We start from the raw sequence: 14,848 nt of genomic DNA, 5'->3' as shown, positions 1-14,848 counted from the left end.
AAACTCAGACCCTGAGCGAGCCCCGGAATCCCCTGGCGGCATAGTAGGATTCGGCTCCGTTATGATACCTGAAAACCGTATTATAACGACGATCGCAAAAGATAGCACCCCCCCTGTTTTCTGATATCAGCGGGCGTTTTCACCCAGCTCGATGTTTTCAAATCGAAGTTTCCAAGTTTCTGCAGCTCCCTGTATTCTTCCTCCGTAAGAACCTCAACGCCCATGGCCTCAGCCATTCCCATAGCGGAATCTTTAGGTTTGAATTCTTTAATTGACTCCAGCGCCCTGTCGTCATAACAGACACTTCTCCTTCCCCTGGGACTCTCCGCTGAACAATCATAAAAAATGTATTCGCCCGTCGCATTATCCTGACCGACGACATCCGGTTCACCGCCGGTCCGTTCCATTTCATTCAGCGACCAGAGCTTCTCAGCATTTGCTTCCATCCTCGTCTGGACTTTTGTCCATCCAAGATTCTCTTGGCGGTTCCTGTTCTTCTCAAAACGATCCTTTAAAATGCCGAGCAGTGCTCCCTTCTGTTCAGGCGATAAATTCCTTTTATTCATATTCATGAGCTTTATTACTGACGGCCGAAAAACCAGGATATGTGCGTGCAATCGGCACAAATGAAACAGGTGGCACTTCTGTTGGCCCAGTCAAGGTTGAAAAACGAGGCTACGGCAGTGTTCAGCTGAACCCGCCTGCTCCAGAACAAGGTATTTTGGTAAACCGGACATTTCAAATCATATCCCCTGACCTTTAGGGTTTGCGGATCAGATCTATTTATTGGTTGCATGGAATGAATGGAATTAAGTGTGAATCTGTTTTATTCTGTAATCGATGTACTGTTACTGTATGCTTTCAGCATATCTAGTTTCTCCTGTAATGAAATGCAGATTGCTGTTTTCTTATTCTCAGAAGAAAAGTTACTTAGGATAATCTCCGCTTCTTCAATAGGAAAACCAAAGAAATTCCTGGCTAGCAAATATGGGGATATTGGGGAATCAGGATTATTCCTAACATATTCTATTTGCTTCCTTAGGTTTGCATTATTAGCGGCTTCCATTGCTTCCTCAAGTTCAGACTTTTGTGTACTGTCTGAACCAGCAATTTCCTGAAGTGTTTCCTCTCTGTACTTAATGAATTCTTCTCTTGGGAATCTAACAGCTTATTATAGAAAGTAGCAGCAGTAATGCAATTGAACTTTTCATGTGAGTGAGGTATTAGGCAGGATATCTCAGATATCAGTTTTATGATCCTTATCAAGCATTATTATATTTTTCCCAGCAGCGGAACGGTGGACCTAAGCTGGCGTACTTCAACAGCTTCGCCCCCTGACTTACATAAAGGAAAGCTCTATGTTTGAAAGGCCTAAGAAATTTACTAAGAAATGTCTTGGAATACAAGTTGCCCTTGAACGGCCTGACATGGTTTCCCGTTTTATCCCGGCACGCCAGGATTATCAGCTTTAAAGGCCAGGGCTACCACCAGGATGGAGATCCCGAAACAGATCCAGGCCACCAGGTCATAGCTGCCGCTAATATCCATGGATACGCTGAACATGTAGGGGCCCAGGGCGGAGCCGATGACGGTCCAGCTCAGGGAAAATCCAGAAATTGCCCCCAGATGTTTCAGGCCATAGAAGCGGGGCCAGGTAACCCCGATCAGGACCGTATAGAGGCCCCAGACCACTCCATTCCCGGCGATGATCATCCAGTAAGCCAGAGGAGTGCCTCCCAGCAAGGTCAGGCCCACCATGGAGAGGGTCATACCCAGACCAAAAAGTATCAGGATAAACTTCAGGCGTATATAGTCACTGGCGTAGCTCCCCAGGAATTGGACCCCTACGGCAATCAGCGAGGTTGGGATAAAGATGCCCAGCCCCATCTCCCGGGTAAGGCCGGAGGCTTCGAAGACGGAAACCACGTGGAAGGTGAGCCCGCTGATATAGAGTGCAGAAAGAGAAAGACCCAGGGTAAAGACCCAGAATGCCAGGGTCTTCCTGGCTTCTTTAAGGGTAAAATCATGATCCGGCAAACTGGGAGGCATTCGCCTTCCTTTGTCCGGTTTCAGCCTCCCGTCAGCTTCACATCCGCAGTCTTTTGGATTATCCCGGAAGATTAGAAGAACGAACAGGGCAAAGGCAATTCCTACCAGCAGAGCCAGGAAGATCCAGGCCCCCCGCCATTCCAGCCGGAGGATCACCTGGTCTAGGATCTTTGGAGCCACGGAGAACCCCAGCGCCGAGAAGATCCCCAGCACCGCGTTGGCCAGTCCCCGCCTCCGGTTGAACCATTTCATCACCATGTTCCGGGAAACCATGGTGAGCAGTCCCTGCCCGAAAAAACGGATGCCCCAGAATCCAAAGGCCAGCAGAATAAAAGTGATCAATGCGGGAGAAAGCCAGCCGGCTTCCGCCATGGATGCTGCCAGCCGGTCGACGCGGGTCAGGTAGATCAACATCACTCCCAGCATCACTCCGGCTACAAATGCCATCACCCTCGCCCCGTACCGGTCATACAGCTTGCCGGCCCGGGTAATCATCAGTCCCGAACCCAAAGTCCCCACCAGATAGGCCAGACTCAAATGATTACGGTTAATCTGCAGGTCAGAAAGCAGGCTTTCGGTGAATACCGATACTCCCATGGTCTGACCGGGAATGCTCATGAGGATCCCGAAGGTCCCGGCAGCCAGGATGACCCAGCCATAAAAGAAAGGAAACTTTGAAACGGGGAAGGGTTTGTTGCAGTTAGGCTTCATCCCACAAAGATAGGAGCCTTTTGCGAAACCATCCCTAAGTATGCTCATTCATCCCTATAATCTATAAAGGTGGATTATATGGATTACTTTTGACAACTCATCAAGGCTATAAGCATGAAAGCGCTGAAAATTGGAGAGTTGGAAATTAAGGTCCCCATCATACAAGGGGGGATGGGTATTGGCATATCCCTGTCGAAGCTTGCCTCGGCCGTCGCCAATATGGGTGGCATCGGGATTATTTCCACCGTGGGAATTGGTCAGACCGGATTACCGAGCAAGCTGGGCTGGAAGAAGGGGAACATCGAAGGGGTCCGGAGGGAAATCCGGAAAGCACGTACCCTGACCTCCGGGGTACTGGGAGTAAATATCATGTCGGTACTGACCGATTTTTCAGACATGGTGAAAACCTCCATCGAAGAAGGAATCGATATCATCTTTTCCGGAGCGGGACTTCCGCTGGATCTCCCCTCCTACCTGACCAAGGGAAGCAAAACAAAGCTGGTTCCCATTGTCTCCTCGGGAAGGGCGGCCAATATCATTGCACAAAAATGGCAACAGAATTACAATTACCTGCCGGATGCATTCGTGGTTGAGGGTCCGAAGGCGGGAGGACACCTGGGCTTTAAGGCCAATGCCCTGGAAGAAGTTGGGAATACCCTGGAAAACCTGGTGGCAGAAGTGGTCAAGGTAGCCGGGGAGATCAAGGAAAAATTCAACAAAGAGATCCCGGTGATCGCCGCAGGAGGCATCTTCAACGGGAAAGATATCCTGGAAATCATGAAAAAGGGGGCCAGCGCCGTTCAGCTGGGCACCCGTTTTGTGGCCACGGAAGAGTGTGACGCCTCAGAAGAATTCAAGCAGGCTGTTGTAGAAGCAAAAGAAGAGGATATTCAGATCATCAAAAGCCCGGTGGGCATGCCCGGCCGGTCGATTTTCAACCGCTTTTTGCAGGAAGCCGGCGATGGACAAAGAAGGCCCGCGGTCTGCCAGCACAACTGCATCCGCTCCTGCAATCCCAAAACGACCCTCTACTGCATTTCAGACGCTCTTGTGAATGCATTCAGGGGAAATCTGAAAGATGGCTTTGCTTTTGTCGGAGCCAATGCCGGAAGAATTCATCGCATCTCCACGGTAAAAGAGGTTTTCGACGAACTCCAGCAGGAGTACAACGAGGCTGCTAAGTCTTAAACCAGCGCTTCCAGCCAGGTGTTTGCCATCAGCTGGGCCCCGGCCATGGAGGGGTGTACCCCGTCGGCTGCCCAGTAGGCCGGGTCGGCTACTTCGATGGCACTGTCAAAGGCCTCCTGGAAGGGCACCCATACCGCTCCGAACTCGTCCGCGATCTTTTTCGCAATGGCCTGGTAGGTGCTGAAGGGCTCCACCCAGGATTCGTCCACCGCACTGGTCCCGGTCAGGATAAAGGGCTGACAGATGACCAGTTTCAGACCGGGAAGGGCTTCCCTGGTCCGCGTCAGCAGCTTCCTGAAGTCGTTCTTGTAGATTTCCGGAGTGCCGTCGTAGTTCCCGTTCCGGAAATGCCAGTAATCGTTCACCCCGATCAGGATGCTCAGTACATCCGGTTTCAGATCCAGGCAGTCCCTGTCCCAGCGTTCGGCCAGCTGGTACACCTTGTTCCCGCTGATCCCCCGGTTATAGATGCTCAGCCGGCTGGCCGGCATCTCTGCCAGCAGCCAGGAAGCGATATGGCTGGCATATCCCCCACCGAAGGACCCTGCATGATTGGGCAGTTCCTGTTCCCGGCTTCTTCCCGCGTCGGTGATGGAGTCGCCCTGGAACAGCACCACGTCCCCCTCCGAGAAAAAATCATGTACGTTCACCCTATCTGCGTGTGTTACACAGGATTTAGCCAGGAAAGGCAGACCTGCCACGGCGGCAGCACCCATACCCGCGCTCTTAAAAAAGGTTCTTCTGGAATAAGGCCTGGATTGTTTCATGCTTTCGGATTCTTATGGTTGAGAGAGACTAAAGATAATAAAAACCTTTTTGCAGAATTCTGCCGATTGCTGTAGTTTTAAATAAAATTTCAGCAAATGAAAAAACGCGTATTTGGAAAAACAGGTCCTGAGATCTCGGAGATCGGATTCGGAGCATGGGCCATCGGCGGCAGCTGGGGAGCACAGTCGGAGGAAGATTCCCTGGAAGGCCTGGCAACCGCCCTGGACCGGGGAGTCAATTTCATCGACACCGCAGCAGGCTACGGGGATGGAAAATCGGAACGGATTATTGGCAAGTTCCTGAAATCCAGGCCGGAAAAGGTGTACGTCTGCACGAAAACCCCGCCGGCCCCGGGAAAATGGCCCCCGTCGCCCTACTGCAAGATTGAGGAACGCTATTCAGAAAAGTATTTGCGCGAAAATGTGGAGCAGCGACTGAACAACCTGCAGACCGAGAGCCTGGATGTGCTCTTGCTGCACACCTGGACCCGGGCCTGGAATGATAAGCCGGTGGCTCTGAAAACCCTGCATAAGATGAAGGCTGAAGGTCTGATCAAACAGGTGGGTATTTCAACGCCGGAACATGATCAGAACTGCGTCATACAGCTTATGCGGGAGGGCATGGTGGATGTCCTGCAGGTGATCTACAATATTTTTGAGCAGGAACCGGCGGCCCAGCTTTTTCCGGTAGCGATAGAAACAGGAACCGGAATAATTGTGCGGGTTGCTTTCGATGAAGGCGTGTTGACAGGAAAATATACGGGCAAGGAAAGCTTTGGTGCGGACGACTTCCGGAGCAACTACTTTGCCGGCGATCGTCTGGAGCGGGGCGTGCACAGAACCGAGAAGATTAAAAAAGAATTTAAGGACAGTGGCTACTCCATGCCCGAACTGGCACTTAAATTTGCCCTGTCTCACGAGGCCGTATCCACGGTGATCCCGGGAATCCGGAACAAACAACAGGCCATCATGAATACTGCTGTGTCGGACCTGCCCGATCTGTCCGAAGAGATCCTGGTCCGGCTGCGGGAACACAGCTGGAACCGCGGTTTCTGGTACGGAGGGAAATAAACGATCAAACCCGGCCCTAATAGACCGGCATGACCTTCAAACGGTTCCGGATCAGCTCCCCGGGGGTGAGGGGAATCCCTTTATAGAGTAACTCGTTGCTTCCTATATAGACCGGCTCAGTCTGCCTTTGTAAGGGATCCTCCAGCCATTGCAGAAAACGGCCGGCATCCCCGCGGTCCATGAATTGCAACTGGTATTCCCTGTCCGTTCCGGTCCGGAATTTCAGGGTCTTCTTTTCTCCCAGGTCGCTTCCAATGCAGTAGAGCCGAGGCAGATAATCTTTCTTCAGAAACAGAGGAACCCGTTTACGGATGCTGCCCTGGTAATACTCGACCCCATCGTCCCACTCGGCGAAGGTCTTCCATCCCGACTGCACATGCCGGTAGATATACTCCATGGAGAGCTCCGCAAACAGAGTGTCCGGCGCATCCTCCATGGCCGGAACCAACACATCCACAAATTTCAGAGCAAGCACCTTTTCCCTCCCTGCAGCTTCTCCGCTATCCACAAATACCGGAACCACAATCAGTTCCGGAAAACCGGCAAAGGCAAGGGATACATCGGCAATAACATTCCCGGTCAGATCAAGCTCCCGGGTACCCTCCGATTCGATCACAGCTTTATGATCACTGATGCTTCCATTCAGTTTCAGATAACGCTTGCTGACCACCTGCTTCTCATTCCTGCCCAGAGCAGCCTCTGATCCCACGTCCAGGCTTGCAGGACTGCCTTCCACTGACAAATCCAGGTTCCGGGAGAAACTGACATCTGCAATATCAATCTCCCCGTACTCGGTGGAGTAGCGGTTCCATTCCAAAAACCTCAGGCCGTAATCCTCCGGAATCTCCAAACTAAGCCTGAGATATTCGATCCGGTCGGCCGGAGAGAACCTTTCTCCGGCATCATTCAATTTGGCGTAGTCACGGCTCTTACTAATAGTAAACACCATTCGAAGATCTTTCCGTGTGTAATCCTCCACCGGAAACATAGCGGACCCGTATGTGCCGGCCATGGCACTCATGAACTGCTCATTATCCGGGTATCTTTCATCCAGTATCTGTACCAGACGTGCCTGGGCATTGGCGCTCAGCGACCACAGGTTTTTTTCCTGGATCGCGGCGGGTTCAGCGGACAAGCTGGCATTAAACAGCTCCACATCCGCCAGATGGTTATCCATCCCTTTAAACTCAGCCGTTCTGAACCGTTTTACCGAGGTGCATCCACTTACAGCTATTAAAAATATGGCTCCTGTTATAAGGAGAGCAGGCTTTTTCATTCCGGCATATTTTATATGAAAGGAAAGTTTAATCCCTGAATACCATGGCTACGATTGGGTCCTCGGGGTGTTCTATACAGAGGATCTCCACCTCTTTCACGAACTCCTCCGGATGACATTCCAGGTGCGGGGTACAGTCGAACGACATTCCATCCTCGTAAATATCCTCCTCATTTCGATCGACGCACCGGGGAGCACCCAGATTACGTACAATCAGATAATACATAGCTCACAATTTAATATGTAATTTATTCAATTACAAATCTTTGTTCGCATAGAGCCGTGCCTGGCACCACTCCAGGACAGCGGTAAAAACCTCCTTCCGGTTCAACTCGTTGAAGCTCTCATGATAATTATCGGGGTACTCCAGAACCGTCACCAATCCCTTCTCTATCTTCGAAAGCAGTTTTCTGGTCACCTCCGGATTAATCAGCCTGTCTGCCCCGGGTAAAATAACCAGCAGGGGATGTTTCCATTGGTCCATATGTCCCGGAACCCACTCCTGGGCCTTTAAAAACTCGGCTCCCAGGCGGGCCGACATACGTGTCGCCTGGATCCCGTCTTTTTCATCTTCACGCATCCGTTTGTATTCGGCTTCATCCCGGGTCACATGTAACCTGAGATTCTCAATGGGAACGGCCATTTTCGGGGCTGCCACAGACAGGAATTTTGCGACCGCGATCAGGAATCCGGAGGTCCGGACGCTGTTTTCATAGCCCGGGGCGGACATAATAAATCCTTTTACAGCAGGGTCTCCCTGAAAGCGTCTGATGCCAAAGTGGGTAAGCATCAACCCACCCATGGAATGCCCCATGATAAATACGGGAAGCCCCTTGTAATTCTCTTTTACCCAGTCGAGCATCAGCTGCAGATCATCCAGGTAGCGGTCGAAGCGGGAAACATGTGCTTTCCTCTTCCGGTCATGTCCCTGCTGGTCGGGCGCCACCAGGGCATAACCCTGCTCTTTCATAAAGAGGCCCGGGTTTTTATAGTTCCCACCATGGTCCATAAGTCCGTGCAGGGTCAGAAAAACGGCCCGGGGGCCGGCAGGTTCCCAGATATGCACGTCGCGCAGTATACCGTCGCTGCAGTGCAGTTTTTCGATGCGGTCCTCAGAAAATCTCATGTGCCGTATTTCTTTTAAATGTCTATTTGTCCGATCATATAGGTCACCGCGTGCCCGGAGATCTCAATCCGGTCCCCCCGGTCTTCACAAATCAGCTCTCCTCCACGGGCCGACAGCTGCCGTGCCGTCAGCTTCTTCTTACCCAGCACCTTCGACCAGTACGGAGTCAGGGTCGTATGAGCCGAACCGGTCACGGGGTCTTCATGGATACCGGTCTGGGGGGCGAAAAAACGGGATACAAAATCCACTTCATTCCCGGGGGCGGTCACAATCACACCCCTACCCCCAACCTGGGCCAGAAGACCAAAATCCGGCTCCATGTTTCGAATCTCGGACTCGCTGGCAAATAAAAACATAAAGTCGGTTTTCCCACGGAAAGCTTTCAGGGGAGGTTTCATCAGGGCTGTGGCTATCAGCCCGGGAATAAGCATTTCTTCGATCCGGTCAGCAGGGAAATCGAGGGTAAGCAGGTCCCCTTTCTGTTTCACAGTCAGTCTCCCGCTGTGAATGGACTCAAAACAGATCCGCCCGCCGGGTTGATCCAGGTGGTTAAACAGGACATGGGCCGTAGCCAGGGTGGCGTGGCCGCACAGCTCCACCTCCATTTCGGGGGTGAACCAGCGAATCTCGTAGCATTCCCCTGCCGGTACGGCAAAAGCAGTCTCCGAAAGGTTGTTTTCATTGGCAATTAGCTGCATCTTAGCCTCCTCCGGCCATTGATCCAGGATGCATACCGCTGCCGGATTTCCCTTGAATTTTTCCTGCGTAAATGCATCAACCTGGAAAATGCTTTGTTTCATCTTGTCCATTTATTTGCCATTATAAATATAGTGACCAATGATCCGATAATCAAACAGGCAGTCCTCAAGTACCTGGCCGTTTCCTATGTTATGCACCATCAGGGGACGTAATCCGTCGGGTGACATCCGCTTATTGTAAACAGACGTTTCATCCCGGGTAGATAAAGATCAGCACCCTTCCCGGTAACGGCTTTCCCGCACTTCTATATTTAACAGCTGGGTATTCTGCGCTTTCCCGCCAAAAAAGCCGCTTCTTCTCAAAACATGCTCCAGCAGATCGCTGTTCCTCACATGAAAGGTCTGGAAGTCCGGAAACAGGACCAGAGAATGCCAGGCATCCATTCCACCCTTCAAAACATACACCTTTCCCGGAAGTTCTCTGGCCAGCTCGTACGGGCCGTTTTCCTCATCCTCCCCATATACAATGATTATACCGGCTCCCTGTCCCTTCTCCCTTCCCTTACCGGGATCAAACCACAGGGCCCTTGGAATATGGTAGTGTTCATAGTCTTTCTTTGCTCGGGTATCCAAAAGCTTGATACCGTCCTCTTTGCTGTACAGGAGGTCTGCCAGGTGGTGGGCGGAAATAAAGCCCAGCCGTTTTCCCTCCAAGCGCTCCTTATGAAATTTCCAATCCGGGTAAAGCCCGTTTTTGCCTGCATGATAGGTGAAGGCGGCGCTTATTCCTGCAAGGATGGCGAGGATGGCAAGCAGGTGGTTGATCTTCATGATTTCCCGGAGCTAATTTTATGAAACCCATTCTCCACCCTTCCGGCCAGCCAGAAAGCGATAACAGCAATAACAACAATCAGGAAGGTAAGTAAGCCGTACTCCATATGGAACAGCTCATACAGGGAGATATCTCCCAAAGAGGAAAAAGAAAGAGCTCCTTTCAGAAAAGATTCTGTCTCTGCAAAGAGAATTAACCCGGTAAACATCCCTGCAAAAACAGCCAGGCCATCCAGTTTACCAGTGAAGACAGCCACGCAGGAGGTACCCGGACACAGTCCCGACAGCACAAAGCCAAATCCAAAAATCAAACCACCCACCACCTGGGGCCACAGGTAGGTCCCGTTGATATAGATCTGGGTAATATCCAGAATTCCGAAGTAACTGAGCCAGTAAATGCCCAGCATGGCGGTTACGATTGCCGAGAACAGCACCTTGAACATCGCCATATCGGTAAAATAAAATTGCTGAACCAGCTTGCGGGCATTTCCGAAACCTGCCTTTTCCAGGAACATTCCGAAGGCAATCCCCGTTAAGAGCGCAAAGAGGAGAAGCAGTCCCTCCGGAACCTGGTAAGAAAATTGAAGAGGTGCCATCAGTTCCATGCTTTTTTCATTAACCAGGCAATGGAGTAACCACCTATAAAAACCGAAATCATAAACAGCCAGGCCCCCGGACTTAAAACGGAGCCCCCGCTGAGAGCCAGTCCGCTCGTGCAGCCACGCGTAAACTTGGCAGCAACAGCCATCAGCATTCCGCCCGAAAAGGCAAAGATAAGCCTGGTCAGATTTGAAATACGGGGGCCTTTGATCACTTCGAATCTGAAACGCCGAGATACAATCCCCGAGAGAAGTCCTCCAATACAAACACCGGCGATTTCTATGACCACCCAATCTTTCAGCGGATGGTCCACACCAGCCAGGTAAGTTGAATAGGCCGTTTTCGAAAGAGCATAGTCAGGGGCGATGGCATGCACCAGGGAAGCCAAAATCCCATTGAATGCCCCAATGGCACCAAGTCCCCTTCCGGTAACTACAAACGAGAGGATGATCAGCAGGCCAATGCCCGTTCCCACCAGGTAGGGGTTCCAGTAGGGGCGCGATTCTCTATTCTTCATAAGCATAAAGTTTATTCCGTGTCACCCGGAGGAGTCACCGGCCCGGTCAAGGGCAGTTCCAGCTGCTTCCACTCCTCCCAGGATCCATCATATAGCCTAACATTATAACCCATATGTCTGGCTGCCAGATAACTAACCGATGCACGCACCCCCGATCCACAATAAACAACATTCACCTTTCCCGGATCCATTCCCGCCTCCCGGAACAAGTCCTTCAACGCTGCATCGGATTTGAAAAAATAATCATAATCGTCTCTGAGAAGTGACTGATAAGGCAGGGAATAGGCCCCTTCCACATGGCCGCCTTCGGCAGGCTCCTCCTGTGAACCCGGAGTCCCGTAATACTCTTCGCCGGTTCTTACATCGACCACCACCATATCGGGGCTCCATCGCCCTCTGTCAAGCTCTTCAGCTTCGATAAGCACCTGACCGGATTCCGCTTTGCTCAGTGTACCATATGAAAACTGTGTTTTAACACCGGTGGTCTCCCTGGCTTCCTCCTCCCAGGCCGGCAGTCCGCCGTTCAGGAAAAAAGTCCGCTCTCCGAGTCCCACCCCATCCAGAGCGGCAAAGACCCGGGCCGTGCGCGAAAGGAGCCTCGATGATTCATGGTAGAGAACTATTCTGGAATTATCGTCCACACCCACGCTCCTCAGCAGCTTCAGGATGCTGTCTGCCGAAGGCATCTCATTGCGAACCAAATCCGTATTCACCGTGAAACTGGCAGGATCGATGAACCTGGCACCGGGTATATGAAGCGAATCAAAGAACTCAGCTGATCCTGAATGAAGAAGCACCACATCTGGATTATCTATATGATCCTGAAGCCATTGGGTGGATACCAGGATTCCGGGAATCCCCGGCTCCTTCTCCTCCGAACATCCCGGACATATTAATGCCGCCGGTATGACCAGCAAAACAAAGAGGCATTTCCACAAGTTGTACATGGCTCCAGATTTAGCCACTAAAATATGAAATAAATGACGGCGGGAGCACAGAGGGAGCACAAAACAGAATTTACTTTGTTATATGTCCATGAGAATAGCACTTTTCAGCACCACCTCCTATGATAAGGAGTACTTTGATGAAGCAAACAAAAGATTCCATTTCGATATCACTCATTTTGAGGCCAGGCTGAGAAAGCGTACTGCCCACCTGGCCGCCGGATTCAATGCAGTCATCGTCTTTGTAAACGACGTACTTGACAGAGAAACCATTGGCATCCTGAAGGAGCATGGTGTATCCCTAATAGCTCTGAGATGTGCCGGTTTTAACAATGTGGACCTGACTGCAGCAATCGATGCAGAAATAAAGGTGGTCCGGGTTCCTGCTTACTCTCCTGAGGCTGTGGCTGAGCATGCCCTGGCCCTGATTCTGACCCTGAACCGAAAAACCCATAAAGCCTATAACCGTGTCCGGGAAGGGAATTTTTCTCTGGAGCGGCTTACCGGGTTTAATCTGTCCGGCAAAACAGTTGGAGTTATCGGAACAGGAAAAATTGGGGCAGCATTTTCCTCCATCATGTCCGGCATGGGCTGCCGGGTATTGGCCTTTGACACCTATCCGAACGAAGCTCTGATACTGTCAGGGCTGGAATATGTGAGCCTGGAACAACTTCTATATCAGTCAGATATCATTTCTCTTCATTGTCCGCTTACTCCGGAAACCACCCACCTGATAGATCAAAAAACCCTAAGCATGATGAAGCCTGGTGTAATGCTGATAAACACCAGCCGGGGGGCGCTGGTTAATACCAACGATGCCATTACTTTTCTTAAAAACCGCCACCTGGGTTATCTGGGTATCGATGTATATGAACAGGAGGAGAAGCTGTTTTTCAGGGACCGGTCTGAACAGATCCTGCAGGACGACGAGATTGCACGTTTAATGTCTTTCCCCAATGTGTTGATCACGGCACATCAGGCTTTTCTGACCAGCGAAGCTCTGGAACAAATTGCTGCCACTACCCTGGAAAACCTGAAATCTTTCATCAGAAACGAGGAGTTGGTTAACGAAGTGAAGCCGACAGCAAATCATAATTCAGTCCCTAATGACTAATCCACAGCATGGCGGCATCCATCGTGGAGAAAGGCTTGATCTGCAAAGATCTAACCCTCTGCCCCAGGATGATGGTATTGGTCACCATGGGGGTATCCATCACCATTGCAATTTTCAGATTCTGTAATTGGTCCAGGTGTTCTTTAAAAAACTCCACCAGAGCATTCAGGTTGTTATCTTCATGTTTAACCCTGGCATCAAGAAAACTGGTCAGGATACCTTTGTAATTTTTCAGGTTGGGATAACTTGCAAACAGTATGTTCCATGATTCCATCAGATCCTCGAAAATGACTTCACCGGATACCTGACGAATTATTACACCATCCTGCTCAAGAATTTTAATTTCCATTCCGGGGTGTTATTAGAGTATAGTTGAAATTCCGCTTTTAAATTATCAAAATAGAAGCGTAGATCCGTTATGTTTTGCTCCATAATTGACAGAAGGACAAAAAGAGAAGACCAATGTAAGGAATATCACATCTGAATTCCTTCTGTTGTTGGTAAAAGAAAATCGGGTATATTTACCCTCCTAATCTCTCTCTCACATGAAAAAATATCTCTATATAATGCTGATCTTTTGCCTCTCCATCCTGATTGTATCATGCAAGCAGGGGAAGGAGCAGACGCAACAAAGTGTTGGGGAAGAGATGCCCGGCATGGTGAAAAAAAAGCGAGAGGACGGCACCCTGTCGAGCATGAACCCTGTGGATGAAAATGGCTACGTGCATGGAGTAAAAGTCAATTTTTACGAGGACGGCTTAACGGTCCATTCCAAGATCACTTATGAGCATGGGCGAAAACACGGGCCTGCCATATGGTTCTTCAAAAGTGGAAAGATCTTCGAACATACCACCTATTACCAGAACCGAAAGAACGGCATTACCAAACGCTACTACGAAACAGGTGAACTTTACGAGGAAGTAACTTATGATACAGGCGAAGAACTTTCCGGGAAAAAGACCTATGACAAAGAGGGCAATCTGATTAAAAAATAGCTACTTCTTTAACAGAATGTAGTTGGCAAATTCTCCGAGGCGTCCACCCCCCAAAAGATTCTTTTCGATCCAGGTAATCAGGCGGTATTTTAATTTGTCATGCTTGGCCCTGAACGGATTCAGGCTCCGGGTGGGACCGGTAAAACGGAGTTGATCCTTCCAGTCAAAACCCTCCATCCATGATTTCATAACAGCAGGATGAGTACCCTCATACCTGGTATATCCGGACAAGTTCCCATAATCAAAAACACGATCAAAATGGTGAGCGGCCTCCATCTCCGCCACACCCTCTTTGCCACGGTGATTGATACTGAAGGCTTTGATTTTGTTTTGCATAAGCCTGGGCGGGCGTACCCAGCCATAGTGAAAAATTTCAGCATCCACAGTGGCAACCTGGAGTTTATAGGTTCCTGCCTGCTGCCTGTAATTTATTCCGTCGAAGCCGGGAATTTTACGGAAGGACTGGGCAGACTCCCAGGAATGGATATCCGGGTGGTTTCTGACGATCCGGATCTCCCTCCGGTACCAGCAATGACCATCCTGCAAATGCTCATAGTCACCCCAGAAATGGCGGTAGCGGAAAAGCAGTCCATCCACCTCATGGTCATCAAGAAGCTCTTCACAACGCTGCCGGATAGGCTCCAGATCCTGTTCATGCACGACCTCGTCCGATTGCAGGTAAAACAGCCAGTCACCCGTGCACATTTTCATGGCCAGATCGGTCTGATGAGCATGTTCCATGCCGCGGGGATATTTTTCTATGTCCCAGACGGTATCCACAATTCGGATCTTTTTACTTCCAATGGCCTCTATCTCGGCTCTTGTGAAATCATCTTCGTCTGAATCGCCCAGGGCCACCACAAATTCATCCACCAACGGCAAAATCGACTCCACGGATTGCCGCATGGGATAATATAGTTTCAGGGCATTTTTGCCCATTGTAAATCCACTGATCTTCATA

Annotated in this window: 19 protein-coding genes; 4 read left to right on the top strand and 15 right to left on the bottom strand. The window is 50.4% G+C overall.

The features are described from left to right. Positions 1-4 precede the first annotated feature (4 nt). From P1P86_08555 to P1P86_08545, 3 genes are all read right to left on the bottom strand, one after another. Positions 5-103 (bottom strand): DUF4256 domain-containing protein, encoded by a 99-nt coding sequence (locus P1P86_08555; protein MDF1575224.1) that lies wholly within the window; start codon positions 101-103, stop codon positions 5-7. Further along, complete coding sequence (locus P1P86_08550) at positions 81-566, bottom strand: DUF4256 domain-containing protein (protein ID MDF1575223.1); 486 nt, start codon at positions 564-566, stop codon at positions 81-83. Before P1P86_08550 ends, P1P86_08555 begins: the two co-directional genes overlap by 23 nt. 874 nt (positions 567-1,440) lie before the next feature. Continuing rightward, positions 1,441-2,808, bottom strand: coding sequence for an MFS transporter (locus P1P86_08545; protein ID MDF1575222.1), 1,368 nt, complete (start codon positions 2,806-2,808; stop codon positions 1,441-1,443). Between the two features lie 66 nt (positions 2,809-2,874). Between P1P86_08545 and P1P86_08540 the strand changes: the two genes are divergently transcribed. Continuing rightward, the gene (locus P1P86_08540) at positions 2,875-3,948 is read left to right on the top strand and encodes a nitronate monooxygenase (GenBank protein MDF1575221.1); all 1,074 of its coding nucleotides are present in this window, start codon (positions 2,875-2,877) and stop codon (positions 3,946-3,948) included. On the opposite strand, the gene P1P86_08535 is transcribed toward P1P86_08540, so the two are convergent. After that, positions 3,945-4,715 carry an SGNH/GDSL hydrolase family protein gene (locus P1P86_08535; GenBank protein ID MDF1575220.1) on the bottom strand — a complete coding sequence of 257 codons (771 nt, stop codon included), beginning with the start codon at positions 4,713-4,715 and terminating at the stop codon, positions 3,945-3,947. The genes P1P86_08540 and P1P86_08535 overlap by 4 nt on opposite strands. 96 nt (positions 4,716-4,811) lie before the next feature. On the opposite strand from P1P86_08535, the gene P1P86_08530 reads away from it, so the two are divergent. Beyond that, positions 4,812-5,786: an aldo/keto reductase gene (locus P1P86_08530; protein MDF1575219.1), complete on the top strand. Its 975-nt coding sequence runs from the start codon at positions 4,812-4,814 to the stop codon at positions 5,784-5,786. Positions 5,787-5,802: 16 nt separating this feature from the next. Here P1P86_08530 and P1P86_08525 read toward each other — a convergent pair whose 3' ends face one another. The 9 genes from P1P86_08525 to P1P86_08485 are packed head-to-tail and all read right to left on the bottom strand — an operon-like array spanning position 5,803 to position 11,781. Next, positions 5,803-7,062 carry a hypothetical protein gene (locus P1P86_08525; GenBank protein MDF1575218.1) on the bottom strand — a complete coding sequence of 420 codons (1,260 nt, stop codon included), beginning with the start codon at positions 7,060-7,062 and terminating at the stop codon, positions 5,803-5,805. A 28-nt stretch (positions 7,063-7,090) separates the two neighbouring features. Next, positions 7,091-7,288 (bottom strand): hypothetical protein, encoded by a 198-nt coding sequence (locus tag P1P86_08520; GenBank protein MDF1575217.1) that lies wholly within the window; start codon positions 7,286-7,288, stop codon positions 7,091-7,093. 30 nt (positions 7,289-7,318) lie between these two features. Beyond that, positions 7,319-8,188, bottom strand: a complete 870-nt coding sequence (locus tag P1P86_08515) for an alpha/beta fold hydrolase (GenBank protein MDF1575216.1) — start codon at positions 8,186-8,188, stop codon at positions 7,319-7,321. Between the two features lie 14 nt (positions 8,189-8,202). Then, positions 8,203-8,988, bottom strand: coding sequence for a PhzF family phenazine biosynthesis protein (locus P1P86_08510; protein ID MDF1575215.1), 786 nt, complete (start codon positions 8,986-8,988; stop codon positions 8,203-8,205). A gap of 9 nt (positions 8,989-8,997) precedes the next feature. Beyond that, a complete protein-coding gene (locus P1P86_08505; protein ID MDF1575214.1) occupies positions 8,998-9,114 on the bottom strand; it encodes a DUF1287 domain-containing protein in 117 nt (38 codons plus the stop codon). A gap of 42 nt (positions 9,115-9,156) precedes the next feature. Beyond that, positions 9,157-9,717 (bottom strand): rhodanese-like domain-containing protein, encoded by a 561-nt coding sequence (locus tag P1P86_08500; protein MDF1575213.1) that lies wholly within the window; start codon positions 9,715-9,717, stop codon positions 9,157-9,159. Then, positions 9,714-10,322: a YeeE/YedE thiosulfate transporter family protein gene (locus P1P86_08495; GenBank protein MDF1575212.1), complete on the bottom strand. Its 609-nt coding sequence runs from the start codon at positions 10,320-10,322 to the stop codon at positions 9,714-9,716. The genes P1P86_08500 and P1P86_08495 overlap by 4 nt, the downstream gene beginning before the upstream one ends. Then, the gene (locus P1P86_08490; protein ID MDF1575211.1) at positions 10,313-10,834 is read right to left on the bottom strand and encodes a YeeE/YedE thiosulfate transporter family protein; all 522 of its coding nucleotides are present in this window, start codon (positions 10,832-10,834) and stop codon (positions 10,313-10,315) included. Before P1P86_08490 ends, P1P86_08495 begins: the two co-directional genes overlap by 10 nt. An 11-nt stretch (positions 10,835-10,845) precedes the next feature. Next, positions 10,846-11,781, bottom strand: a complete 936-nt coding sequence (locus tag P1P86_08485; protein MDF1575210.1) for a rhodanese-like domain-containing protein — start codon at positions 11,779-11,781, stop codon at positions 10,846-10,848. An 82-nt stretch (positions 11,782-11,863) separates the two neighbouring features. Here P1P86_08485 and P1P86_08480 point away from each other — a divergent pair, with 82 nt between their 5' ends. Then, positions 11,864-12,892 (top strand): 2-hydroxyacid dehydrogenase, encoded by a 1,029-nt coding sequence (locus tag P1P86_08480; protein MDF1575209.1) that lies wholly within the window; start codon positions 11,864-11,866, stop codon positions 12,890-12,892. Here the strand turns inward: P1P86_08480 and P1P86_08475 are convergent. Beyond that, positions 12,882-13,241 carry a hypothetical protein gene (locus tag P1P86_08475; protein MDF1575208.1) on the bottom strand — a complete coding sequence of 120 codons (360 nt, stop codon included), beginning with the start codon at positions 13,239-13,241 and terminating at the stop codon, positions 12,882-12,884. The two genes, P1P86_08480 and P1P86_08475, sit on opposite strands and share 11 nt — an antisense overlap. 196 nt (positions 13,242-13,437) lie before the next feature. Between P1P86_08475 and P1P86_08470 the strand changes: the two genes are divergently transcribed. Beyond that, complete coding sequence (locus P1P86_08470; protein ID MDF1575207.1) at positions 13,438-13,887, top strand: hypothetical protein; 450 nt, start codon at positions 13,438-13,440, stop codon at positions 13,885-13,887. On the opposite strand, the gene P1P86_08465 is transcribed toward P1P86_08470, so the two are convergent. Next, the gene (locus P1P86_08465) at positions 13,888-14,847 is read right to left on the bottom strand and encodes a hypothetical protein (protein ID MDF1575206.1); all 960 of its coding nucleotides are present in this window, start codon (positions 14,845-14,847) and stop codon (positions 13,888-13,890) included. Position 14,848 lies beyond the last annotated feature (1 nt).

The sequence above is a fragment of the Bacteroidales bacterium genome, assembly GCA_029210725.1.
Lineage (GTDB): Bacteria > Bacteroidota > Bacteroidia > Bacteroidales.
This window is presented reverse-complemented; position numbering and strand designations above follow the sequence as displayed.